At 42.6% G+C, this 24257-nt stretch carries 22 protein-coding genes and 1 tRNA gene; 6 read left to right on the forward strand and 17 right to left on the reverse strand.

Going from position 1 to position 24257, the window contains the following annotated elements; genetic code table 11:
* Positions 1–33 precede the first annotated feature (33 nt).
* Positions 34–2877 (reverse strand): excinuclease ABC subunit UvrA, encoded by a 2844-nt coding sequence (gene uvrA / locus WMO37_RS09550; protein WP_349154883.1) that lies wholly within the window; start codon positions 2875–2877, stop codon positions 34–36.
* Positions 2878–2923: 46 nt separating this feature from the next.
* A complete protein-coding gene (gene uvrB / locus WMO37_RS09555; RefSeq protein WP_227090013.1) occupies positions 2924–4918 on the reverse strand; it encodes an excinuclease ABC subunit UvrB in 1995 nt (664 codons plus the stop codon).
* Between the two features lie 354 nt (positions 4919–5272).
* On the opposite strand from uvrB, the gene WMO37_RS09560 reads away from it, so the two are divergent.
* Together WMO37_RS09560 and WMO37_RS09565 are read left to right on the forward strand one after the other, a co-directional pair.
* A complete protein-coding gene (locus tag WMO37_RS09560; protein ID WP_349154884.1) occupies positions 5273–6079 on the forward strand; it encodes a DUF4474 domain-containing protein in 807 nt (268 codons plus the stop codon).
* 7 nt (positions 6080–6086) lie between these two features.
* The gene (locus WMO37_RS09565) at positions 6087–6971 is read left to right on the forward strand and encodes a metallophosphoesterase (RefSeq protein ID WP_349154885.1); all 885 of its coding nucleotides are present in this window, start codon (positions 6087–6089) and stop codon (positions 6969–6971) included.
* 169 nt (positions 6972–7140) lie between these two features.
* On the opposite strand, the gene WMO37_RS09570 is transcribed toward WMO37_RS09565, so the two are convergent.
* The 7 genes from WMO37_RS09570 to WMO37_RS09600 all read right to left on the reverse strand — a co-directional run bounded on the left by WMO37_RS09570 (position 7141) and on the right by WMO37_RS09600 (position 14877).
* Positions 7141–8394 (reverse strand): S41 family peptidase, encoded by a 1254-nt coding sequence (locus tag WMO37_RS09570; protein WP_227090010.1) that lies wholly within the window; start codon positions 8392–8394, stop codon positions 7141–7143.
* Positions 8395–8500: 106 nt separating this feature from the next.
* Positions 8501–9778, reverse strand: coding sequence for a murein hydrolase activator EnvC family protein (locus tag WMO37_RS09575; RefSeq protein ID WP_349154886.1), 1278 nt, complete (start codon positions 9776–9778; stop codon positions 8501–8503).
* 116 nt (positions 9779–9894) lie between these two features.
* The gene (gene ftsX / locus WMO37_RS09580) at positions 9895–10800 is read right to left on the reverse strand and encodes a permease-like cell division protein FtsX (protein ID WP_022432569.1); all 906 of its coding nucleotides are present in this window, start codon (positions 10798–10800) and stop codon (positions 9895–9897) included.
* Positions 10790–11476 carry a cell division ATP-binding protein FtsE gene (gene ftsE / locus WMO37_RS09585; RefSeq protein ID WP_022432568.1) on the reverse strand — a complete coding sequence of 229 codons (687 nt, stop codon included), beginning with the start codon at positions 11474–11476 and terminating at the stop codon, positions 10790–10792. Before ftsE ends, ftsX begins: the two co-directional genes overlap by 11 nt.
* Before the next feature lie 15 nt (positions 11477–11491).
* The gene (locus tag WMO37_RS09590; RefSeq protein ID WP_022432567.1) at positions 11492–12583 is read right to left on the reverse strand and encodes a PucR family transcriptional regulator; all 1092 of its coding nucleotides are present in this window, start codon (positions 12581–12583) and stop codon (positions 11492–11494) included.
* Positions 12584–12764: 181 nt separating this feature from the next.
* Positions 12765–13874 carry an ABC transporter ATP-binding protein gene (locus WMO37_RS09595; protein WP_022432566.1) on the reverse strand — a complete coding sequence of 370 codons (1110 nt, stop codon included), beginning with the start codon at positions 13872–13874 and terminating at the stop codon, positions 12765–12767.
* 157 nt (positions 13875–14031) lie between these two features.
* Positions 14032–14877, reverse strand: a complete 846-nt coding sequence (locus WMO37_RS09600) for a YitT family protein (RefSeq protein ID WP_022432565.1) — start codon at positions 14875–14877, stop codon at positions 14032–14034.
* A gap of 402 nt (positions 14878–15279) precedes the next feature.
* On the opposite strand from WMO37_RS09600, the gene WMO37_RS09605 reads away from it, so the two are divergent.
* Entirely contained in the window at positions 15280–15456 is a 177-nt protein-coding gene (locus WMO37_RS09605) for a YjfB family protein (RefSeq protein ID WP_022432564.1), read from the forward strand.
* A 247-nt stretch (positions 15457–15703) separates the two neighbouring features.
* Here the strand turns inward: WMO37_RS09605 and WMO37_RS09610 are convergent, their stop codons facing one another.
* The 7 genes from WMO37_RS09610 to WMO37_RS09640 all read right to left on the reverse strand — a co-directional run bounded on the left by WMO37_RS09610 (position 15704) and on the right by WMO37_RS09640 (position 21242).
* On the reverse strand, positions 15704–16957 hold the full coding sequence (locus tag WMO37_RS09610; RefSeq protein ID WP_349154887.1) for an SLC13 family permease: 1254 nt from the start codon (positions 16955–16957) through the stop codon (positions 15704–15706).
* Positions 16958–17118: 161 nt separating this feature from the next.
* A complete protein-coding gene (locus WMO37_RS09615) occupies positions 17119–18054 on the reverse strand; it encodes a CPBP family intramembrane glutamic endopeptidase (RefSeq protein WP_022432562.1) in 936 nt (311 codons plus the stop codon).
* Positions 18055–18057: 3 nt separating this feature from the next.
* Entirely contained in the window at positions 18058–18432 is a 375-nt protein-coding gene (locus tag WMO37_RS09620) for a RidA family protein (RefSeq protein ID WP_022432561.1), read from the reverse strand.
* A 17-nt stretch (positions 18433–18449) separates the two neighbouring features.
* Positions 18450–19277, reverse strand: coding sequence for a CvfB family protein (locus WMO37_RS09625; RefSeq protein ID WP_022432560.1), 828 nt, complete (start codon positions 19275–19277; stop codon positions 18450–18452).
* A gap of 289 nt (positions 19278–19566) precedes the next feature.
* Positions 19567–19639, reverse strand: a tRNA-Gln gene (locus WMO37_RS09630).
* Between the two features lie 154 nt (positions 19640–19793).
* Complete coding sequence (locus tag WMO37_RS09635; RefSeq protein ID WP_022432559.1) at positions 19794–20297, reverse strand: hypothetical protein; 504 nt, start codon at positions 20295–20297, stop codon at positions 19794–19796.
* 33 nt (positions 20298–20330) lie between these two features.
* Positions 20331–21242 (reverse strand): DUF2156 domain-containing protein, encoded by a 912-nt coding sequence (locus WMO37_RS09640; protein WP_349154888.1) that lies wholly within the window; start codon positions 21240–21242, stop codon positions 20331–20333.
* A gap of 202 nt (positions 21243–21444) precedes the next feature.
* Here WMO37_RS09640 and WMO37_RS09645 point away from each other — a divergent pair, with 202 nt between their 5' ends.
* Both WMO37_RS09645 and WMO37_RS09650 read left to right on the forward strand, forming a co-directional pair.
* Positions 21445–22038, forward strand: a complete 594-nt coding sequence (locus tag WMO37_RS09645) for a hypothetical protein (RefSeq protein ID WP_227090003.1) — start codon at positions 21445–21447, stop codon at positions 22036–22038.
* Positions 22039–22140: 102 nt separating this feature from the next.
* Positions 22141–22479 carry a P-II family nitrogen regulator gene (locus tag WMO37_RS09650; protein WP_022432556.1) on the forward strand — a complete coding sequence of 113 codons (339 nt, stop codon included), beginning with the start codon at positions 22141–22143 and terminating at the stop codon, positions 22477–22479.
* A gap of 236 nt (positions 22480–22715) precedes the next feature.
* Here WMO37_RS09650 and WMO37_RS09655 read toward each other — a convergent pair whose 3' ends face one another.
* A complete protein-coding gene (locus WMO37_RS09655; protein WP_022432555.1) occupies positions 22716–23351 on the reverse strand; it encodes a YesL family protein in 636 nt (211 codons plus the stop codon).
* Between the two features lie 187 nt (positions 23352–23538).
* On the opposite strand from WMO37_RS09655, the gene WMO37_RS09660 reads away from it, so the two are divergent.
* Positions 23539–24228, forward strand: coding sequence for a hypothetical protein (locus tag WMO37_RS09660; protein ID WP_022432554.1), 690 nt, complete (start codon positions 23539–23541; stop codon positions 24226–24228).
* Positions 24229–24257: the final 29 nt, after the last annotated feature.

Here is a 24257-nt window from a genome sequence, read left to right on the forward strand (position 1 = left end):
GGCTGTATCGCCACACTACTTTTCATTCCCGAACTACTCCGTCTCCAGATACTTCTTCACATACTGCCCGGTATAGGACTTCTTGACCTTTGCAACTTCCTCCGGTGTACCCTTGGCAATCACTGTGCCGCCGCGGTCGCCGCCTTCCGGTCCCATATCAATGATATAATCAGCCGTCTTAATCACATCGAGATTATGCTCGATTACCACCACTGTATTGCCGCCTTCCGTCAGCTTATGCAAAATGTCAACCAGCTTATGCACATCGGCAAAATGCAGTCCCGTTGTCGGCTCGTCCAAAATATAAATCGTCTTTCCCGTGCTTCGCTTTGAAAGCTCCGTTGCCAGCTTGATACGCTGTGCTTCACCGCCGGAAAGCTCTGTAGACGGCTGTCCCAGTTTGACATAAGACAGTCCGACATCATTGAGTGTTTCGATTTTACGGCGGATACTCGGCACATTGTCAAAGAAGGTAACGGCTTCTTCCACCGTCATATCCAGTACATCGTAAATGTTCTTGCCCTTGTACTTAACCTCCAGCGTTTCCCTGTTGTAACGCTTGCCGTCACAGACTTCGCAAGGCACATAAACGTCCGGCAGGAAGTGCATTTCAATTTTAATAATACCGTCACCGGAGCAGGCTTCGCAGCGTCCGCCCTTAACATTAAAGCTGAAACGTCCTTTTTTGTATCCGCGTTCCTTAGCATCGGTTGTTGCCGCAAACAAATCACGAATCATATCGAATACCCCGGTATATGTTGCCGGATTAGAACGCGGTGTCCGTCCGATTGGTGACTGGTCAATATCAATGACCTTGTCCAACTGCTCAATTCCGACAATGTCGTCATGCTTTCCTGCAATACATCTTGCACGGTTTAAAGACTTTGCAAGGTGCTTATACAATATCTCGTTGACCAGTGAACTCTTTCCCGAACCGGAAACACCGGTTACGCAGGTCAGCACACCCAACGGAATATCCACGTCTACATTTTTGAGATTGTTTTCTCTTGCTCCCTTGACCGTAATCCAGCCTGTCGGCTTTTTGCGCTCCTTCGGTACAGGAATCTTAATTCTACCGCTTAAATACGCACCTGTCACCGATTCCTTACAGCGCATAATATCCTCAGCCGTTCCGACTGCCACGACATTTCCACCATTCTTACCGGCACCCGGACCGATATCCACAATATAATCGGCGGCACGCATCGTATCTTCATCATGTTCCACCACCAGCACGGAATTTCCCAGATCACGCAAATGCAGGAGTGTCTTTAACAGCTTGTCATTGTCACGCTGGTGCAGTCCGATACTCGGCTCGTCTAAAATATACGCAACACCTACCAGTCCCGAACCAATCTGTGTTGCCAGACGGATTCTCTGCGCTTCTCCACCCGACAGGGTCGCTGTTGCACGGGACAGTGCCAGATAATCCAGTCCGACATCCATTAAGAACTGGATTCGTGCTTTAATTTCCTTTAAAATCTGACTGCCGATTGCAAGCTGTCTTTCCGAAAGCTGCATATTCTGTAAAAACTCCTGCAATTTAACAATCGAAAGATTGGTAATCTCATAAATATTTTTATCCGCAACAGTCACGGCAAGGGAAGACGGCTTTAAACGCTGACCCTTACATGCCTTACACGGTGTAATCTGCATAAATTCTTCATACTGTTGTTTCATCGTGTCCGAACCGGTTTCACGGTAACGCTTCTGCATATTGCGGATTAAGCCCTCAAACGCTATATCGTACACACCTTCGCCGCGCTGTCCGCGGTAATGCACCTTTACGGAATGTCCGTTTGTTCCGTGAATAATAATATCGCGGATTTCCTGCGGATAATCCTGAAACGGTGTCGAAAGGCTGAAATGATATTCTTCTGCAAGAGCTTTCATAATCGCTCTTGTAAAGCTGCCCTCGTCCGTCACCGACTGCCAGCCCATTGCCACAATCGCACCTTCATCAATGCTTAACCGCTCATCCGGTATCATCAGTCCGACATCAAATTCCATTTTATAGCCCAGTCCGAAACACTCCGGACACGCACCGAACGGATTGTTAAATGAGAAGCTTCTCGGTTCGATTTCTTCAATACTGATTTCACAATCCGGGCAGGCAAAGCTCTGGCAGAAATGCATCGGCTCACCGCCAATGACATCCACTGTCATCAGACCGTCTGCCAGTTTCAGTGTGGTTTCAATCGAATCGGTCAGACGCTTCTGGATTCCTTCCCGCACGGATAAGCGGTCCACTACAATTTCAATATTGTGCTTTTTATTCTTTTCCAGCTTAATCTCATCGGTCAGTTCATACATATTGCCGTCTGCAATTACACGGACATAACCGCTCTTTTTAGCCTGTTCAAACAGCTTGACATGTTCACCCTTTCGTCCGCGGACAACCGGCGCCAGAAGCTGGATTTTCGTCCGCTCCGGCAGCTGCATAATCACATCTACCATCTGGTCAACCGTCTGTTTCTTAATCTCCCTGCCACACTTCGGACAATGCGGAATGCCGACTCTTGCATACAGCAGTCGGAAATAATCGTAAATTTCCGTCACCGTACCGACCGTTGAACGCGGATTGCGGTTCGTAGATTTCTGGTCAATGGAAATCGCCGGAGATAAGCCTTCAATACTCTCTACATTTGGTTTTTCCATCTGTCCGAGGAACTGTCTTGCATAAGAAGACAGGGATTCCATATATCTTCGCTGACCTTCCGCATAAATGGTATCGAATGCCAATGAAGACTTTCCCGAACCGGACAGCCCTGTAAGCACAACCAGCTCGTTTCTTGGAATATCGACCGAAATATTATTCAGATTATGTTCATTTGCTCCGCGTATTTTAATAAACTGCCTGAATTTTCCCTTTTCCATTGTTTCCTCCATTTTCTGACAATGTTTTTCCTTTATTTACTATCATCTACTTATTTTCATAAAGATACTGGTTAATCTCTATCATCTTATCACGCAGGGCCGCAGCTTCCTCAAAGTTTAATTCTGCCGCCGCCTTATGCATATTCTTTTCAATTTCTTTCTTTACCTTTTCCAGTTCCTTGACACTCATGGATTCATAATCCTTCTTTAACGTGTCGGACGGTCTGTCATCTGCCTCTGCCGCTCTTGAAATACTGATTAAATCACGCACTGCTTTGCGGATTGTCTGCGGTGTAATCCCGTGTTCTTCATTATATGCCTGCTGAATCTTTCTGCGGCGCTCTGTTTCCCCGATTGCCTTTTCCATAGACTCCGTAATCTTATCCGCATACATGATAACGTGTCCTTCGCTGTTTCGTGCGGCTCGTCCAATCGTCTGTACCAGTGAGGTTTCCGTTCTTAAAAAGCCTTCCTTATCCGCATCAAGAATGGCAACCAGCGAAATTTCCGGAATATCCAGACCTTCTCTTAAAAGGTTAATGCCGACCAGCACATCAAACGCATCCAGGCGCATATCGCGGATAATGCGCTGTCGCTCCAGTGTATCAATATCCGCATGCAGATATTTTACACGGATTCCCAGTTCTTTCAGATAATCCGTTAAATCCTCTGCCATGCGCTTTGTCAGTGTTGTCACAAGAATCTTGTTATGTTTTTCAGTTTCTTTGTGAATCTCCGATACCAGATCGTCAATCTGTCCGTCAATCGGACGCACGCTGATTTCCGGGTCTAACAGACCTGTCGGGCGGATAATCTGCTCGGCAGACAGCAGTTCGTGGTCCCGCTCGTATGCTGCCGGTGTTGCCGATACAAACAGCATCTGCGAAATCTTATTTTCAAATTCTGTAAAATTCAGCGGTCTGTTATCCTTCGCAGACGGTAGACGGAAGCCGTAATCCACCAGTGTCGACTTTCTGGACTGGTCGCCTGCATACATGCCGCGTATCTGTGGAATCGTGATATGCGACTCATCGACAATAATTAAAAAATCATCCGGAAAGTAGTCCATCAGTGTATACGGCGGCACCCCTGCCGGAAGTCCCGCAAGATGTCTGGAATAATTCTCAATACCCGAACAAAATCCCGTTTCCTGCATCATCTCAATATCAAAATTCGTCCGTTCCGCAATCCGCTGTGCCTCAATCAGCTTATCTTCACTTTTAAAGAACTTTACACGCTCCTCTAACTCCGCTTTGATATTCACAATCGCCTGTTCCATTTTTTCTTTCTCAACAACATAATGGGAGTTTGGGAAAATGGCAATATGGTCTAATTCCAGCTTGACCTCACCTGTCAGTGAATCAATCTGTGCAATCCGGTCTACTTCATCCCCGAAAAACTCCACACGGACCGCGTCGCCGCTGGATGCTGACGGATACACCTCCAAAACGTCCCCGCGCACACGGAATGTACCACGCTTAAAATCCGTATCGCTTCTGACATACTGAATGTCAATCAGCTTGCGGATTACGTCGTCCCTATCCTTTTCCATGCCCGGTCTTAACGAAATCACCATGTTCTGATAATCCACCGGCGCACCTAAACCGTAAATGCACGAAACCGAAGCTACAATAATCACATCCCGCCGCTCTGACAGTGCGGCAGTTGCCGAATGGCGCAGTTTATCAATCTCATCATTAATTGCCGAATCCTTTGCAATATACGTATCACTGGACGGCACATAAGCTTCCGGCTGATAGTAGTCATAATAGGAAACAAAGTACTCTACTGCATTTTCCGGAAAAAACTCCTTCATCTCCCCGTACAGCTGTGCCGCCAGTGTCTTATTATGCGAAATAATCAGTGTCGGCTTCTGCACCCGCTCAATAATATTTGCCATTGTAAATGTCTTGCCCGAACCGGTAACGCCCACCAGCGTTTCAAACTGGTTTCCCTCCTCAAAACCTTTCGCCAGTTTCTCGATTGCCTGCGGCTGGTCGCCGGTCGGCTGATATTCTGATACTAATTTAAAACGCTCCATAACCTCTATCCTCTACTTTCAACACTGCGGCTTCTTTTCTAACTGGATTATACCACACCCATTTTTTAATGTACAGCATTTTCAAACATTTGTTCTATTTTTATTTTCTTTCTATTATAAATGTACTTCATTTAATTATTTCAACATAGGCCACACTTTATACGAATCCGTTTCATCTTCATTTTATCCCGGTTTCTTTCGGCACACATTTCATCTCCACCCGCATATCATAATAAAAACAAGCTCAAGGATTTTCCTATGTACATTTTCTTCGGCATTTTCATCCTGATATGCATTTTTTTTGCGGTCTTTTTTCACCGGCGCAGAAAACGGATTATCCAAAAAATCCGCAATATGAGCCCCTGTGCACAGAAAAAGCTGCTTGACGAACTGATGCAGCCGTTTGGATTTCTCTCCTGCCCACAGCAGAATATTATCACATCCGATATTGATTCGTGGCAGCGCACCTTTGGCTATACACGCCTTTTTGACTACTCTGCACCACATTTTAAAATGGTATTTGACTGCGAACCGGTTTATTTTGACTATGATAACAGAACATGGCTGATTGAATTCTGGAAAGGTCAGTACGGTATCAGCTGCGGCGCCGAAATCGGCATCTACCGTGCCGATACAATTTTGTCACCGGACCGGCTTACCAATGCCCGCTTTGAAAGCATTTCCAATTCCCTCATGCTGCCGCTGTCCATGCAGCTTTTTTATCAAGGCAGACCACTGTTTTGCATCGGACAGACCCACTGGTGGCTGACGGGCTTCCGTCCGGGATTTTTTGCCTATCCACAGGATTTGTCACTGCGCATTTCCATCACCTTTTTAGACCGTGAAATGGCGGACAGCTTCGCCGATGCACTGATTGCCAAAGGGTACTGCCCTTACGATATTGAACTGTGCAGTGCTTCCGTTGCCTTTACCTTCGGCATACCGCACAGCTTCCAGCCGCGCTGTAAACGTCCGTTTGTTACGCACATGGCACAGCACGTAAACCGCATTTATTGTCGTATTTTTAATAAAATCACACGACCTTTTGCCGACTGTTATGAACAGATTCTATATCTGTACTTTTATCTGCCGTTTGCCTTCCGCCGCCTGCTGCGGATGAAACGCCACAAAACGCAGAAATTCCACCGATGCCGGAGGTGACCTGTCTATGAGTGCCAATTCACGTATTACAAATGCCTATGAAAACGCTTTCTGCCTGCCCTTAAATCCTTCATCAAAATATGTACTGTTTAGTGACTGCCACCGCGGAACAGGCAGAAGCAATGATAATTTCCTGAAAAATGAATATCTCTATCTTGCTGCCTTAAAATACTACTTTTCCCACGGCTTTACTTATATTGAACTGGGTGACAGCGATGAACTTTGGGAAAACCGCTCCATGTGCCCGATTCGCGAAATGCATGCTCAAAGTTTTGAACTGCTCTCCCGCTTTTATGCGAAACACCGGTTTTACGCCGTCTACGGTAACCACGATATTACCAAACGCAGTGCCCACTTTAGCGGACGTTGTTTTTCTTCGTGTTTCTGCTGGCAGGAGCAGTGTGAAATCCCGCTGTTTCCCGAAATTACATTTTATCCTGGAATTATTTTAAAAGACTGCGCCAAAAGAAAAGACCTCTTTTTACTGCACGGACATCAAAGTGATTTGTTAAACAGCACCCTCTGGCGGCTTTCACGGTTTCTTGTCCGCTATGTATGGCGTCCTTTGGAATCCCTTGGAATCCCTGATCCAACCAGTGCCGCCAAAAACCACACAAAGAAAAATGCTACGGAAAAGAAGCTGTCCGCATGGGCAAAACAGCACGAACTGATTTTGATTGCCGGTCACACCCACCGCCCCGTTATCGGAAACCGTACCTCTCCGTACTGCAACACCGGAAGCTGTGTATCCCCCGCTGGCATTACTGCGATTGAAATCGAAAACCGTTGTATGACACTTATCAAATGGTCACAGGGCACACGCAGCGATATGTGTCTTCAGGTCTTACGTGAACCGCTCGGCAGCCCGCTGTGCATTGACGATTTTTTGTAATAATTAAAGCCCCTGCAGCAGTCCGGGTTCTTTGTACCGCTCTCCAAAAGATTAGATTTTTACGTCTAACCTTTGGAACCGGTACAATTTATCATGTCTGCCAAAGGGGCTTATTCTTTATCTACTATATATTCATTTTATTTATTTTGTACAGGTTGAAAATTCATATCTATTTCTGCATTTCCTCCATCAGATATTCAACCGCTGTATTCCACTGAGCGTCCTCATTTTCATCTGTTCCCTGTTCTACCGTAATATCCGGTGTCACACCCTGTCCATGGATATTCTGACCGTTTGGTGTGTAATATTTTGCCGTTGTCAGTTTTATGGCACTTCCGTCCGTCAACGGCTTAATCGTCTGAACGATTCCTTTTCCAAAGGTCTGTGTTCCGATAATTTCACCCTTGTCGTAATCCTGCATGGCACCTGCAAAAATTTCCGAAGCACTGGCACTGTTGCCGTTGACTAAAACTGCTATCGGTATATCCAGTTCATGACCGTCTGTCCCCTTATACTCTGTCCTTTTGCCGCTTTTGTTTTCTGTATACACAATCAGCCCATCCGGAAGTGTATAATCCAGCATTTTGACAACCGTATCCAGCACACCACCCGGATTATCCCGCAAATCAATCACAAGTCCCTGCATGCCTGCATCTTCCAACGCCTGCAACGCATCCTTGTACTGCTGCGTCGTAACATCGTCAAATTCCGAAATTGACAAATATCCAATCTGATTTTCCCGCATTTCATATTTTACGGTCTGGGTATGAATTTCATCCCGCACCACATCAACGGAAAAAGCTGTTTCATCACGGATTGCATCCAAATGGACACTGGTTCCCTTGTCACCTTTTATCAACGCCACCGCACTGCTTAAATCCATGTCCGTAATATCAGTTCCGTCCACCGTTGTAATTTTATCGCCATTGCGAAGTCCCGCCGCATAAGCCGGTGCGTCTTCATACGCGTCAATCACCAGCACTGCACCGTCATCACTTTTCTGGCAGACCGCGCCGATACCATAAAACTTTCCGGTTGTGGATTCCACCAGACTCTGATATTCATCCGGTGTATAATAAACCGTATATTTATCACCGTAAGATGCCAGATACGCCTTATAAATCATCTCTTTTGCCGTGTCCGTATCCACATCTTCCATGTAGAACAAATCCATTAAAGAATCCATTGCATTCAGCTTTGCTTCTACCTCGCTGCCAATGCCTTCATCTTCTGTCGTTGCTGTATCCTGCACATAAATTTCACCATTTACGCCTATATGGACAAATCCTTTGTGATAAAAAACGTTTAAAAGAACAACACCTGCCAGTATGGCAATTGACAAACCGGCTATCACACCGAATATCAGACCTCTGCCAAATCCGCTCTTTTTCACCGTCTGCTGATTTTCTTCTAACTCATTCATGCGCTGTCTAAATCCTTCCTGCTGTTTTTACGGCTTCCTTCCTTATAAATATGCTGTTCTGCAGCTATATATCTTCACCTATGCCGTTCTTTATAAGTAATTTTCTTTACAAATACGACTGTGGATTCACATACGTTCCATTCTTAATCATTGCAAAATGCAGATGGACACCATTTGAATTTCCTGTTGTTCCCATCAATCCAATGGTCTGTCCCTGCGTTACGGTATCACCGACCGAAACCTTCAAAGCCGAACAATGCATATAAACCGTACTGAATCCGTTTCCATGGTCAATCGTAATATAATTGCCCGCAGTTGCACTATATTTTGCAATAATAACAGTTCCTGATGCTGAAGCATAAATCGGATCACCGGCAACACCAATACTGACTGCACCGATATCCAGTCCCTTATGCGGCGAACTTCGATCCTCCGTATCACCAAACGGCGATGTAATACGCTTTGAAACCGTTGGCCAGATAAATCCACTGCTTGACGGTGTTGAACTGTTTCCGCTGTTACTGCTGCTATTACTGTTACTATTGCTATTCTGTCCCGAGCTGCTGTTTTGATTCTTCTTTTCTTTCTCGGCTTTTTTTGCTGCCGCATCTTCCTGCTGCTTCTTCGCTACAAGATTTAAGATTTCATTCTCCTGCTCCTGCATCTCTTTTTCAAGCTGCGCCTTTGTCGATGCTGTCTGTGTCGTCTGTGTTGACAGCGCCGCAAGTTCCTGTTCCTTTGCCTGCTGTACCAGAGCCAGCGCTGACTTCTGATCTTCAAGTGAAATCTTCATCGTATCCAGTTCCGCATAATCGCTTTCCAAATTCTGTTTTGTCTGCTCAATATACTGAATCGTTTCTTCATACTCCTGAAGCTTCTGTCTGTCATACTCTGAAATTTTTGTAATATAATCCGCTTTATTTAACAAATCCGCAAGACTCGATGAAGACAGCAAAATGTCCAGATATGTATCTTCATTTCTCTCATACATAAACTGGATTCTTAATTTCATCGAATCATACTGCACATCTGCATCAATTTCAGCCTGTTCCAGATTGACCCTGGCTTCTTCTATCTGATTCTGCATATCCTCAATCTGCGTATTCAGTGACTGCAGACTGCTATCCAGCGTTGACATTTTTCCGTCCAGCTGTTCGATATAACTTTTCGTATCCGCAGATTCCTGTTGGAGCTGTTCCAGCTGTTTTTTCGTATCCTCATACTGACTGCTTAACTGGTCCTGCTTATCTTTTGCCTGATTCAAATCTGTTACTGTATCCCCAAATGCGCGGATTCCGTTTCCAAACGGCGCATTGACATAAATGACCAGCATAAACAGAATAAGAACTACGGAAATCCCTCTTTTTATTCGCCTATGTGCCATACTTTCCTCCATTCTTAAGCGACTATGCCCATCAGGGTATATGTTTCGCCCCAAAAACGAAAGGTGCCACGCAAGAGTCATCTCGTGGCTTTCCTGCGACAGCACCTTGTTGTTCATTAAACGTTTGCGTGCTTCCGTACAGCAAAGAAACTGCCCAGTGCACCAATTCCAATACCCAGCGCGATTGCAACCGGTGTAAGAATCCGGAATACTTCTGATACCGGGAGAAATGCCAGAATGTTATTCAAAATTGAGAATTTATTCAAAACATATGCAATAACATTCTGATACATATAACGGAAAATCACAATCGGAATAATCGCACCGATGATACCAATTGCAATACCCTCTACGAAGAACGGTGCATTAACAAACGCATCCGTTGCTCCGATAAATTTCATAATCGAAATTTCCTCTTTACGGACTGTAATACCAATGACAATCGTATTGGTAATCAGGAAGATGGAAACTGCGAGCAGAATTATAATCACTGCAATTGCCACATATCCAACCAGCTTTGCCGCACTTGACAGACCGCTCGCTGTTGCTTCGGAACGGTTGACCTGACGCACGCCGTCCAGATTTTCAAGATATGTAACCAGCGTTCCCTGCATTCCCGCATCACTTAAATAAACTTCATAGGATGCCGAATTAATCAGCGGATTATCCTTAAAGCCTTCCGCAAGATCCGGATATGCTGCAAAATATTCTGACTTAAAGTTATTCCATGCTTCTTCAGCCGATGTATAATGAACGCTTGAAACCTCTACACGGTTGCTGATTGTATCACCCAGCTTCTTAATCTCTGTATCCGAAAGTCCTTCATCAAAGAACACCGTAACACAGACTTCATTTTCAGCTTTCTTTACCATATACTCAAAATTCATCATAATAGAATAAAAAACGCCAAACAAAAATACACACGCTGTAATGGTGGCAATTGAAGCCAGGGAAAACAGCCTGTTTCTATAAATATTTTTGAAACCCTGTTTCAAATGATAAAATATTGACCTAATCTTCATAGAAATATCCACCTTTTTCCAAATCGCTGATTATTTTACCTTCACTCATGGTAATTGTTCTCTTTTTCATCTGCTGTACAATTTCCATATTGTGTGTTACTACAAGCACCGTTGTTCCCTGCTTATTTGCCTGATTTAAAATCTTCATGATTTCGGCCGAATTGGCAGGATCCAGATTACCGGTCGGTTCATCGCACAGTAAAATTGCCGGACGATTCACTAACGCTCTGGCAATCGCAACTCTCTGCTGTTCACCACCGGATAATTCATTCGGATATGCCTTATACTTGTCCAGCAGACCAACCATGGAAAGCATGGACAATACACGGCTTTTAACCTGTCTTGTCGGTGCTTCAATGACCTGCTGTGCAAATGCAATATTTTCAAATACATTTCTGTCCGGTAACAGACGGAAATCCTGAAAAACAACACCGATATCCCTTCTTAAATAAGGCAGCTTCTTTCTTGTAATTTTATTCAGATATTTTTTATTAACATAAATCTTTCCTGTTGTCGGGTCTAATTCCTTTAACAACAGCTTAATGAGTGTAGACTTACCAGAACCACTCTTACCTACTATAAATACAAACTCACCCTTCTGGACATGCAGATTAATCCCGTTCAACGCCGGGACACCAGAAGAATACGTCTTTGTAACATCCTCTAAGATTATCATCCGTAATCTCCTCCATTAAAATGTATCAATACTTTCCATATACTTCATATATTTTACAACCATCAGCGCAATTTTAAATGTAATCGCATCATCAAATATACGCAAATCCAGTCCTGTACTCTTTTGCAGCTTATCCAGACGATACACCAGTGTATTCCGGTGGATATAAAGCTGTCTGGACGTTTCTGAAACATTCAGGCTGTTTTCAAAAAACTTATTGATGGTTGACAGTGTTTCTTCGTCAAATTCATCCGGCGATTTGCCATCAAAAATTTCCTTAATAAACATCTGGCACAGCGGCATCGGCAGCTGATAAATCAGGCGTCCGATTCCAAGGCGATTGTATGCCACCACATTCTTGTCGCTGTAGAAAATCTTTCCGACATCCAGTGCCATCTTCGCTTCCTTATAAGAACGCGAAACTTCACGAATATCATTGACTATCGTACCGTATGCAATATGTGCAGCACTCATCGCTTCCGTATTGAGCATATCAATAATAACCTCTGCGGTCTTATCCAGCTCATCGTAAGTTTCCGTACCTTTGACTTCCTTTACGAGAATGATATTTTTCTCATCGACCGCCGTGATAAAGTCACGCACTTTTCCCGCAAACAATGTACGCACTGTTTCCAGCGCACTCGTATCCTTTTCATGTTTTGTTTCAATAATATATACGACACGTTTCACATCTGTTTCAATATGAAGCTTTTCAGCTCTTGTATACATATCTACCCTCAGCAGGTTATCCAGCAATAAATTCTTAATGAAATTATCTTTGTCAAACCGCTCCTTATATGCCACAAACAGATTCTGAATCTGAAATGCTGCAAGCTTTCCGAGCATATACACATCGTCGCTTGTTCCTTTTGCTAAAAGAATATATTCTAAATTCTGGTCATCTAATACCTTGAAAAACTGATATCCATTCACTACCTGGCTTTCTGCCGGAGAGTCCATAAATGCAATCGCATCTGCAATGCAGTTTTGCGCATCCTCAAATGTTTTCGCTGCCACTTTACCATCAGCATCTATTACACAGAAATCAACTCTTGATATAGCCTTCAATCCATCAACTGTCGTTTGTAAAATCTGATTTGATATCATCCCAAACTTCCTTTCCTTTGATTTTAGCTAGTTCTTTTACTATTGTAATGCAATTTGCCAAAAAAAAAAAGAGGAAATGCACAATTTCTATACATTTCCTCAAAAATTTCATGAATTTTAGATTTACATTACGATTCTTGGAACCATTTCTACAGATTTCATATCACGTAACTTATTCAAATTAGTGAGTGATAACCTGTTCTGTTTCCTTATCGAATACATGAAGTCTTGCAATATCCATCGCAAACTTAACTGTATCACCAGGACGAGCTGTTGTACGAGGATTAACCTTTGCTGTACATGTTGTCTGTGCAATATCATAGTGAAGGTTAACTTCTGCACCGAGAAGTTCATATACCTTAACCTGAGCTTCAAATGTATGATCAGCATGAGCTGCAACAAACTCTTCATCATCCTTGATATCTTCTGGACGGATACCAACTACTACAGTCTTACCAACATAGCTCTTAAGCTTTTCACTCTTTTCAGCCGGAAGTGTAATAGATACTGTATCGCTCATCTTTAATGTTACCTGTGAACCGCTCTGAACAACTTCAGCATCAATTAAGTTCATCTGAGGTGATCCGATGAAACCAGCAACGAAAAGGTTGTTTGGTGTGTTGTAAAGGTTGCTTGGTGTATCTACCTGCTGGATGATACCATCCTTTAATACAACGATTCTTGTACCAAGTGTCATAGCTTCTGTCTGGTCATGTGTTACATAGATGATTGTTGTTTCAAGTCTCTGATGAAGCTTAGAGATTTCGACACGCATCTGAACTCTTAACTTTGCATCAAGGTTTGAAAGAGGTTCATCCATAAGGAATACCTTAGGGCTACGAACGATTGCACGACCCATGGCAACACGCTGTCTCTGACCACCTGAAAGAGCCTTTGGCTTACGATCAAGTAAATGTTCAATATCAAGAATCTTAGCAGCTTCATGAACAGCCTTATCGATATCAGCCTTTGGTACTTTTCTTAACTTCAGACCGAATGCCATGTTATCATATACTGTCATATGTGGATAAAGAGCATAGTTCTGGAATACCATCGCGATATCTCTATCCTTAGGTTCTACATCATTTACTAACTTATCACCAATCCATAATTCACCTGAACTGATTTCTTCAAGACCAGCGATCATACGAAGAGTTGTAGACTTACCACAACCTGAAGGTCCTACGAAGATGATGAATTCCTTATCAGCGATTTCAAGATTAAAATCCTTTACGGCAACAAAACCGTTCGGATATACTTTACAAACATTTTTAAGTGATAAACTTGCCATTTTAAAATATCCTCCTAAATAAATGACGCCTTTCGCTTTCGCATCTTGCCCGCGTCTGTTGTTGTTATAAATAATACAATAATCAGCCGATAATTACCATATTGTATTTCAACAAATATCTGCGGATATTTTCGTCAAATTTACTATAGACACTGATTTACTGTAACTTTTGTACAAAACCATTCCCCATTACTTCACGAACATCACCAACGATTAAAAAGCTGTTTTCGTCTATTTCCATTACGATTTCTTTCAGATACGGTATCTGTTTGATTGAAACCACGCACAGCAGCACACTTTTTTCCTGCTGCGTATAGACCCCGCTTGCAGGAAACCGTGTAATGCCACGGTGCATTTTTTCCATAACCACCGGTGCAATCTGCTCATTTTTATCGGAAATAATCCACACTGCCCTTGCCTGCTTCGTGCCTTCCAGCACCGTATCTGTCACCAGCGCCGTGACATAAACGGCAATAATGGCATACAGACTGACACTCATTCCGAATACCAGCACACCTGCAATAATAACCGCCATGTCCAGCACCTGAATAATACTTGCCAGTGCATACTGGCGGAAAAACCGGTGCAGCAATACCCCCAGCATATCCGTTCCGCCGGTTGTAAATCCGGATTTTAACACCAGTCCGATACCGGCTCCGCAGGCTGCCCCGCCATACACTGCCGCCAGCAGATAATCCGCTGCATCTACGGGAACTGCCGGAAGCACCGCCAGGTACAGTGTAAGCAGTACCGCCCCGGTAACAGTGTTTTTTATAAATTCTTTTCCTTCTATATAAAATGCAGCAATAAACAATGGCACATTTAATGTAACATTGGTAATCCACAGTGGCACGCCGCCCGCCCATACGCCACCTGTTACACGGTTTACAATGACTCCAATTCCCGAAAATCCGCCGGTCACCATACCCACCGACTGATAAATGCTCTTATATGCTGCCGCCATCAAAAATGTCCCTGCCGCCAAATACAAATACCGCTTCATCCCACACTCCGCTTTCCTTACTTTTCCCACAGTATGCCCGGAAAATGTGCGGACTATACTAACCAGTGAAAATAGTTCGTTCGGCGAAGTTTTCCTCCACCATCCAACAAAGGTGCTGGATCGAAGTTAAGTAACACTATGATAAAATCCCTCCGGGCTGCCACCCTACTCCGGCGAAAATAGTTCGTTCGGCATCGCCACAGTCCAGCAAATGTGCTGGACCAAAGTTAAGTAACACGTTGAGGGACAGCACATTTGCTGGACCATATTTGTATAAAATGTGACATTTTTTCTCTTTTTTCTTCATTTTTTTGTAGAAAAGTGTTGCATTTTCCAAATCCTTGTATTATAATACATACATAAGATACAAACAGTTGATAAGTTATTTGAAAGAGGTGCAATATGGATATAGCTTCTTTATCAACAGCAATGAGCACACAGAACATTTTGAACGATGTCAGTGTTGCGATGCTTAGTAAATCGTTAGATACCGTCGAAGATATGGGCGATGGAATGGTAAAGATTATGGAATCTTCCGTTACTCCTTATCTTGGACAGAATATAGATTACTACGTTTAGTTTTTCTTATTATTTTTTCCTTTCTCATTTTCTTATAAAAAGGGAGTTGTTATGAAGTAATTCATATACAACTCCTTTTTTATTTAGTTTCTAAACATTACTTTGATGTAAGGTTCAGAAACTTTTATATTCTTTTTAACTTATGCATTTCCTTTATGTATCCCCCACTCTCGCTCTGTCCCGGCATTCCTGCTTTTCCTGCGGATTCCGGTTTGTGTTTTGCGCTTCCAATTTTCGTTTTTTCTCTTTAATAAAATACAGCCGCCACAATCCACAAAATCACAAGAAATACAACATTCCAGCCGGTAAATACCAACATATACTTTCCTTTTTCACTTTGTGGTGTAAGCGCATACTGCTTATAAGAAATCAGACTTGCCATTGATGCAATCAGTGTTCCCAGTCCGCCGATATTCGTGCCGAGAATCAGCGCATTGATATTTTCCGTAAAGCCCGACAGCAGCACCGCCGCCGGTACATTACTGATTATCTGGCTTGCAAAAATTGATGCTGCCAGTTCGTGTCCGCCCACATGTGTCCTTAAAAAAGCACTGAAGCCGTCCATATTTTTAATGTTACCCACAAGAATAAAAAATGCCACAAATGTTATCAACAGCATATAATCCGGCTTTGTGAACAACTGTCTGTCCAATACAAAAAGAACACCGATAACAATAGCCAGTAACATTCTGTAATCCAGTACATGAAGCACTGTCAGAATACACAGGAAAAACAATGTCAAATATCCACACAGCCGTACTTTCTCATCTTTTGCATTTTCCCGGACCATTTCCTCTTTATCCGATACTTCCGCCCCTGACATCTTTCTGTCTGACAGCCCTCTGTCTGCTGCCTTTCTGTCTGATATAGCCCTGCCTGCCGCTTTTCTGTCTGCCGCTCCCTGTTCCAAAATAGCTCTCTCCGCCTGCACCTTAATTTCCCTTTTAGGAATACAAAGCGACGTGACCAGCAGTAATCCAAGTGACACCGCCGTCACCGGAAACATCAGCTTTAAAAACGCTGTAACCGGACTGCCCGACAGCGAATACAGATAGAGATTCTGTGGATTCCCGATTGGCGTACACATACTGCCGAGATTCGCCGCAATCGTCTGCATAACAATGACAAAAATCAGATTTTCTGTCAGACCTGCCGCCTGTAATACCGCCACCGCAAACGGCACAAACGTCAGCAGGGCGACATCATTTGTAATCCACATACTGGCAAAAAAGCAGCCAAGTACCAACACCAGCTCCAGTTGTCTTGCATTTTTTACATAACACAGCATTTTTTTGATAAGCCATTCAAACAGTCCCACACTGCGAAAGCCCGCAACTACTGCCATAAAACAAAACAACAGCGCAAGCACGCGGTAATCGATATAACCAAAATAGTCTGCTGACGGGTGAATTATAAACATACTCACCACAGCCAGCAGACCCGCAATGCACAAAACCGTTTCTTTTTTAACAAATGTTACAAGTTTTTTTGCTGCATTCATTTTTCATTTCCTCATTTCAAAAACATTTTAATGTGCCAAATCCGAAAAGCCCATTCATCCCATCCACTTCATCTTTTCGCAGAAAAGGACAATATCGTGACATTTCTATCACAATACTGTCCCCAAAATATTTTTATCCAAAGCATTTTCATCCGGAAACTTTATATAAATTCTATATAAAGCATATATGCAAGTGCCGCCGCAACTGTTGCAATCAGCGGAGGTGTTATAAAACGCTCGCCGTTTTGCGGTTTAAAGCCCTTATGCAGCTGTTCTTTCAGATACTCCCATCGTCCGTTTCTGACTGCAATCTTTTTAAACAGCAGATAGGCAATTCCTAAAAACCCTGCCGCCACAAGTCCAAGCATCACAAGCTGTGCAATAATCACCGGCACACTGTTCATTGAACTTTCCGCTGCTTGCGCACTCTGTTCAAGCAGTTCACTGCCGCCTGATGTCATTGACACCAGCTGCATCAGAATCACCGAATAGGAATTCGCTGCAAAATGTGCCAGCATTGAAGAATACATAGAGCCTGTAGCCTCTACAAGCAGTGCAAATATAATTCCCATTACCGCCGCATAACTTAACTGATTGATATTCAAATGCATCAGCCCAAAGACCAATCCGCTAAGCACCGCTGCCCCTAAAATTCCATTTTTTCTGTAAGAATGATAAATCAATCCACGGAAAACGAATTCTTCCACACACGCAGGCAGTACTGCAATAATCAGAAGCTGCAGCCAAAATGGATATGCAACCAGTTCCTGCACAGATCCCTGCACATAATTTGTTGAAAACAGTCCTGATACACTGTTGATAAATAACATCAGCGGAATCAGCGTATAACCAATCAGCAGGCTTAACAGTCCGTCCGATATCCGCAGTTTCCGGTACGGCATACACGCAATAATATTAATCTTATGGACTGCTACGTAAACCAGTGCCGGAAGCAGTACAATTGCCTGACTGATAAGATAACTGCCCCAAAGCGGTATATTCACACCCGTTACCGCAATAACAGCTCCTGCAAGAATCGTCAGCACAATACTGCTTACAAAAAGTACCGGAATAAATCTGTTAATTCGTTTACACATAGATTACTTCCATGCAATCGCTTCAACTTCAAGTAAAACGTCCTTTGGCAGTCTTGCAACTTCTACACAGGAACGTGCCGGGAACGGTTCTTTGAAATATTTCTTATAAATTTCGTTGATTTTGCCAAAATCGTTCATTTCCTTGATAAATACGGTTGTCTTTACAATATTTTCTACCTTAGAGCCTGAATCTTCTACCAGATGGCAAAGATTTTCAAATGCCTGCTCTGCCTGTGCTTCCACACCCTCTGCAATTTCACCGGTTGCAGGATTTACAGGAATGACACCTGATGTAAATACCATATTATTAATTTCAATTGCCTGTGAGTAAGGTCCAATTGCCCCCGGTGCTCTCTTTGTACTGATAACTTTCTGCATAATACTTTCTCTCCTTTTTACTTTTTCAGCTTGATACAGCTTTCTGCAATCTCAATTTTTCCTTCTTTTAACAGACGCCCGACCGCACGTTTAAACGCATTCTTACTCATATCAAATTCGGCTTTGATAATCTCAGGCGCTGCTTTATCTGTAAAAGGAAGACTTCCGCCTCTTTTTTCAATTGCATGATATATTATACTGGAATCTTCATCCATTTGTATATAGGCTTTTTGTTTCAGACTGATTGACAGTTTATGGTCATCGCGCACTTTCGATACTCTGCCGTGAATTGTATCGCCTATCTGAATCTTTCCGAATACTTCATTTTTCGGAATCATGCCAAAATAACGGTCATCTACCGCTACGTACACACCGTAATCCGGGTTAATTTCAATGACTGTTCCCTGTACGGCGCTGTCTTTTACATATGGACTGTCACAGCTTAAATAATCATATACGCGCATGGTTGCTGCCAGACGGTTACTCTTATCAACATAAAGTGCCGTCAGACAGGTATCACCTTTTTCCACATGCGTTGTCTGCTCTTTAAATGGAAGGAACAAATCCTTTTCCAGTCCCCAGTCTAAAAATGCACCGATTTTACCAACTTCCGAAACCTTTAACTTTGCAATCTGTCCCAGTTCCAGCTTCGGTGTCTTCGTCGTCGCAATCAGACGGTCACTGGAATCACGGTAAACAAAAACCGTCAGTGCATCGCCCACTTCAATATCCTGCGGAACCTGCTTCTTTGGCAGTAAAACTTTATCTTCTTCTGTACCAAGGTAAATACCAAAATCTACGATTTTTACAACATTCAAACATTGTGTTTTTCCTAATTCAATCATACCAATCTCCATTCCGCAGGCATTTTAATGCCGGAGGAATCGCGAACTGAATCTATTCAGTTCTGCGATAAGGACAGTTTTGTGACGCCTGCGGCACAAAACTGTTGTGTAAAAATCTTAGATTTAAGGATTTTCACACCAATCTCCATTCTGAGCAACTTGTTGCGAAGCGGCGATGAGAAATTCGCGAAAGCGATTTCTCATCTGCCATCATAGCTATTTGTTTTGCTCCGAAACAAATAGTTCTATAATGCAAAAAATCCCTCGCAATCATGCGAGGGATAAAGGACTGGGCTTGAGGGACTCGAACCCCCACAATGCTGGAATCAGAATCCAGTGCCTTACCATTTGGCGAAAGCCCAATGTCGTTTGCCGTATGTCGTAACGACAAGATGTATTATATAATAACAAAAAACAAAATGCAAGCACTTTTTTCATTTTTTTCGAAATTTTTTGTTATTTTTTTGCAATTCCAGTATTCATGCGGCTTCCCAGCATTTATTTCTTTGTTATTTTTTAAAATGTCATCAAAACCGGAAACCCTTCCCGGTATTCCTTTACAATGTACGGATGCTCCTTCGCATATTCATAAATGGTTTTTCCAAGTCCGTCTTCAACCAACGCCTTCATCTGTTCCAGCGGCACCTGATTAATTGCCGGACAGGTCGGTGTCAGTGCAATGACATACTTTTCATTTTCCTTCATAATCCGGAGCGGCCATATTTTACAATCAAACGGCTTTTCTTCATTATTTAACGTACAGCCCTTGTGCGCATCCAGAAATTCACAGGCGGCTTCCTCCTCGGAATCCTGCGTACGATATTTCCCTGTTAAATCCATCTGACCGTATTCTTTTCCCGAAACCGTCTGCTTTTTAAACACAACCGGACTGCCCTTCTTTTCCAGTGAATCCATAACCTCTTTCGGAAACAGTGGTGTTTCCCAAAGACTGCATCTTCTGAACGAACAGCAGAAACGGCACTCGGCACACGTTTCTTTTTTCAAAACTTTTGAAAGCATTTTCTCTCCTTCTTTCCAATCAGACCCGCAGATTTATTTTGCAATGTCCTGTGTTTTTAAATGTGCATTATATTTCTTAACCAGCATTTTAGGATGGTAGGACATTTTTGCCTTACGAAGCCCCTCAATTCCGATATCTTCTTCGCGATTCAGCCATGTGCAGTTTAACGTCTGTGCAAACAGCCTGTTAATCGCCGCATATGCACCATTTGTCACACATTCACCGACCGCCTTTTCAAAATGAATATCACACGTATCTTCATTAATATAAGAAGCAACCGTCATCGCCGCCGGTGTATCATTGACGTATAAAAGCCCGCCTGAAAGCTCTAACTGTTCAAAATGCTCCAGCGCTTCTTTGACCGCCGCATATTCTTTTTTCTGCGACTCGTCTTCTTCCTGCAAATGTTCATAATACCACATATCTTCCACAAGCACCGCATCCTGCCAGTTTGCCGCGCCTATCTGCTCAAAGCGGTATTCCGGATACGTCCTTACAAACTTTGAAAAATGATTTTTCTTCTTATGAAATGCCTTTCCTGCCAGATTTGCCAGTTCTTCCTGCGAATAAATGTAGTCGCTGTCCCCCGGATTGCTCTCAAATACAAATGTATCCGGGAAAAACTCCTCTAACATCTGCTTTTGTTCTTCCGTGAGCAGACAGAAGCACAGCGGCTCCCTGCGTTTTTTTGCATCCTCTTTTAATGCTTGCAGTGCTTTTTCCGGGTTGCCTGTGCCTATCGGAAAGGTATATCCCTTTCTTCCGTAATAGCCATTGTAGTGCCGCAGTAAAAAGCCTCTGTAACTGCAAATCTGTATGTCATATTTTTCACGAAGCAGATACATATTGGCAAATGAAACATCACTGCCCATATTTCCTGATTCCGCAATTATTTTCCGAATCCAGTCACCATCGGAAATGGAAGGTGTTGACCATTCAAGCATAACCTTAAAGCTTCTCCGTTCTATCATTATTAAGCGTCTTACGCATTTAATATCCATATTTTGCCCTATTTTAGCATATCGACCGGTACTTCACAACCAACGCGCCATAAAATTTCTCTAAAATCCGTCAAATACATTGACCCTGCATTTTGTTTCCAGTAAAATAGATTATTAGCATATCGAAAGGAGCTCTTAAAAACGTATGAATAAAAAAAATATTTCACTGATTTTAATTGGCATTTTACTGCTTGTGTTACAGTTCTATGTCCGGGTCGGCAATGCCACGATTGATGTCTTTTCTGACGTCATCGGCTTTATCCTGATTGTCATTGGTATTTTACCGCTTGCCCCACGTAATGTGTTATTTAAAAAAGCAAGACTTGCCGCTATTTTAGGAACGGCTGCCGCCGTTATCGGTCAGGCACTACTTTTTAAGGACTGGGGTGACAGCGCTTCCCAGATGCGCACAATGGCTGCCGGTCTTTCTACTATTTTTACAATTTACTTTACTTATTATTTTACAGAAGCCATCATATTAGAAGCAAAATTTCAGGAAAAATCTGCCACAACACGTTCTTTCAGAATCGTATGGCTGTTGCTGGGTGCATTGGTATTTATTCATTATATCGCATTTATGTCCAATATTTCCCTTGCCTCGATTCTTGTCGGTGCAGGTTCCGGCATTTGTGCCATTTACTACTGTTCAACCATGCTGACTGCCTGTAAGCAGCTTTATATGGAAGGTCTTCCTACAAAGCATATGGACATTTCCGCAGAAAAAGCTTCAAAAAAATAAGTGCAGGCAATTGCTGTATTTACATTCTTCGTTTCTGTCTGTACCACATTGACAGATACAGCTGTTGTAGATAAAATAAGCACATAGAGATGGAGATTAGAAATGAAAAAGCTTGAAATTATTATAAGACCTGAGCGTCTTGACGATTTAAAGACAATTTTAAACAGCTGTAATGCACACGGTCTGATGATTACCAATATCATGGGATACGGAAGCCAGAAAGGGCATAAACAAGCTTACAACGGTGTTGATTTTGGCGGTAACCTGCTTCCGAAGGTTAAGGTTGAAACGATTGTCGATGATGATACCGCAGAAAAGATTATTGATTTAGTTATTGAAGAAATTAATACCGGTCTTTACGGCGATGGTAAAATCTTTGTCTACGATGTCTGCGATGCGGTTCGTATCCGTACCGGCGAGCGCGGTGTTGATGCATTATAGTACATTTTTTTAACAGAATATATTTTACGATTATCAACGGGGATAATTACAGACTGTTTCGACAGAGTAATTATCCCCTTTTTGTATATTATTTTCGTTATCTGTATCCCATAACCGTACAGATATAGACGGAATATTTTATTCCAAAAAAAGTCCCGCAGGATACTACCCAATCCTGCGGGACTTTTTATTTTGGTCTTTTACTGCTTTCATTTTCACTACATTTTAACTTTTACTTACAGCTCATCTGTATCCGCTTCATCTTTTTTCACATACTGCTGCAAAATTCTTGAAAAAATAAATGAATCAATATAAAAAATCAATGGAATCGATATAAACATGATACCGACATACTGCATTGTAAAATAAATCAGTCCATATGTAGCAATCATCATGCTGATGGTCTGTGGCAGATGGTGCATGCAAAGCACCAGTGCATTCTTTATCGTTGCAAATACGGTATTGTCAAACTTTGCAAGCACCGGAAATACATACAGCACAACCGCCGCCAGCACAATTAAAATACCGATTGCCGCAAACATCAGCAGCTGTACCAGCGTACCGCCGCCGTCTGCTGCCCATTTTGCACAGACATTAATGTCTACCAGAAGGATTGCCGCAAACGCTGCTAAAATCAGTTCAATCAAAATACTCTGCTTTAAATTCTGCTTAAAGGATTTAAAAAATTCCTTCCAGACATAGCCTTCTTCATCTCTTGCCATTTTCAAAGCCGCATAAAACACCGCCGTCAGCGATGCACCGATTGTAATAACCGGAATACTGCACACCATCGCCAGCAGGGTCAGAATAATAAAATCACCGGCTTTGGTGAGTGTCTTAAAAAATTTACCGTTTATGTCAAATACGCCCATTCTTCTACCTTTCACTCTCTGTATTGATAACATGTATGATTATATATGGATACTGTCGAAAAAGCAAAGCATTTTTCTTACTTTTTCATTAAATATTTCTAAAAGCAAGTGCCTTTTATACAAATTTATGTTACACTGACTAATGTCTTTCAAAACGAAACTGTAAACATTTGCAGAAAGGAGTACTATGAAGCCATTTTTTAAAAAGAAACCTGTAAAAGAACAGATGACTCCGTTTAAAGATTTGACTTTCTCCGAAAAAGTCCACTATATCTGGGAATATTACAAATATTTTATGCTTGCGGCAGTACTTGTAATCATTGCTGTTGTAAGCTTTGTCATCTCTTTTCAGCGTAACAATTATACAACCGCTTTCAGCATGGTTATCATTGACGGCAAAATGACCGGCTACGATACCGGAACCGATGCCATTACGACCGGTTTTACCGGATATCTTGGCATTGACGGCAAAAAGGAACGTGTGGAATGTGATTACAACTATTCCTTAATTCCAAAACTTTTAGACCAGGACGTCAGCGCCAGCCAGCAGAAAATCTACACACTGGCATCCACCGGCTCGATTGACGGTTATATCGCAAGTCCTGATTATATCGATTACTTCTCTACGGATAAAGAGCCGTTTTTAACGGATTTAAGAGAAGTTTTAACCGATAAGGAACTGGAAACCTTAGCCGGTAAAATCATTTACTATACCAAAGAAGACGGTACAAAAATTCCGATTGCACTGGATTTAACCGATACCAAGATCAAGACCGAAACGGACTTTACCATGGATAATCCGTGCTACGGCATCGTTGTAACCGCGCCGAACTTAGAAAATGCTGTCGCCTTTATCCGCTACGCATTCGACTTATAAGTTGATACTGCAGCAGTACCGATTCATTC

Source organism: Lachnospira intestinalis (assembly GCF_040095895.1).
GTDB classification, from domain to species: domain Bacteria; phylum Bacillota; class Clostridia; order Lachnospirales; family Lachnospiraceae; genus Lachnospira; species Lachnospira intestinalis.

Bases quoted from the DNA above. Each gene is read 5' to 3' on its own strand.
- uvrA (WP_349154883.1), bottom strand. From the start codon at position 2,877: ATGGAAAAGGGAAAATTCAGGCAGTTTATTAAAATACGCGGAGCAAAT.
- uvrB (WP_227090013.1), bottom strand. From the start codon at position 4,918: ATGGAGCGTTTTAAATTAGTATCAGAATATCAGCCGACCGGCGACCAG.
- WMO37_RS09560 (WP_349154884.1), top strand. From the start codon at position 5,273: ATGAGCCCCTGTGCACAGAAAAAGCTGCTTGACGAACTGATGCAGCCG.
- WMO37_RS09565 (WP_349154885.1), top strand. From the start codon at position 6,087: ATGAGTGCCAATTCACGTATTACAAATGCCTATGAAAACGCTTTCTGC.
- WMO37_RS09570 (WP_227090010.1), bottom strand. From the start codon at position 8,394: ATGAATGAGTTAGAAGAAAATCAGCAGACGGTGAAAAAGAGCGGATTT.
- WMO37_RS09575 (WP_349154886.1), bottom strand. From the start codon at position 9,778: ATGGCACATAGGCGAATAAAAAGAGGGATTTCCGTAGTTCTTATTCTG.
- ftsX (WP_022432569.1), bottom strand. From the start codon at position 10,800: ATGAAGATTAGGTCAATATTTTATCATTTGAAACAGGGTTTCAAAAAT.
- ftsE (WP_022432568.1), bottom strand. From the start codon at position 11,476: ATGATAATCTTAGAGGATGTTACAAAGACGTATTCTTCTGGTGTCCCG.
- WMO37_RS09590 (WP_022432567.1), bottom strand. From the start codon at position 12,583: ATGATATCAAATCAGATTTTACAAACGACAGTTGATGGATTGAAGGCT.
- WMO37_RS09595 (WP_022432566.1), bottom strand. From the start codon at position 13,874: ATGGCAAGTTTATCACTTAAAAATGTTTGTAAAGTATATCCGAACGGT.
- WMO37_RS09600 (WP_022432565.1), bottom strand. From the start codon at position 14,877: ATGAAGCGGTATTTGTATTTGGCGGCAGGGACATTTTTGATGGCGGCA.
- WMO37_RS09605 (WP_022432564.1), top strand. From the start codon at position 15,280: ATGGATATAGCTTCTTTATCAACAGCAATGAGCACACAGAACATTTTG.
- WMO37_RS09610 (WP_349154887.1), bottom strand. From the start codon at position 16,957: ATGAATGCAGCAAAAAAACTTGTAACATTTGTTAAAAAAGAAACGGTT.
- WMO37_RS09615 (WP_022432562.1), bottom strand. From the start codon at position 18,054: ATGTGTAAACGAATTAACAGATTTATTCCGGTACTTTTTGTAAGCAGT.
- WMO37_RS09620 (WP_022432561.1), bottom strand. From the start codon at position 18,432: ATGCAGAAAGTTATCAGTACAAAGAGAGCACCGGGGGCAATTGGACCT.
- WMO37_RS09625 (WP_022432560.1), bottom strand. From the start codon at position 19,277: ATGATTGAATTAGGAAAAACACAATGTTTGAATGTTGTAAAAATCGTA.
- WMO37_RS09635 (WP_022432559.1), bottom strand. From the start codon at position 20,297: ATGCTTTCAAAAGTTTTGAAAAAAGAAACGTGTGCCGAGTGCCGTTTC.
- WMO37_RS09640 (WP_349154888.1), bottom strand. From the start codon at position 21,242: ATGCTTGAATGGTCAACACCTTCCATTTCCGATGGTGACTGGATTCGG.
- WMO37_RS09645 (WP_227090003.1), top strand. From the start codon at position 21,445: ATGAATAAAAAAAATATTTCACTGATTTTAATTGGCATTTTACTGCTT.
- WMO37_RS09650 (WP_022432556.1), top strand. From the start codon at position 22,141: ATGAAAAAGCTTGAAATTATTATAAGACCTGAGCGTCTTGACGATTTA.
- WMO37_RS09655 (WP_022432555.1), bottom strand. From the start codon at position 23,351: ATGGGCGTATTTGACATAAACGGTAAATTTTTTAAGACACTCACCAAA.
- WMO37_RS09660 (WP_022432554.1), top strand. From the start codon at position 23,539: ATGAAGCCATTTTTTAAAAAGAAACCTGTAAAAGAACAGATGACTCCG.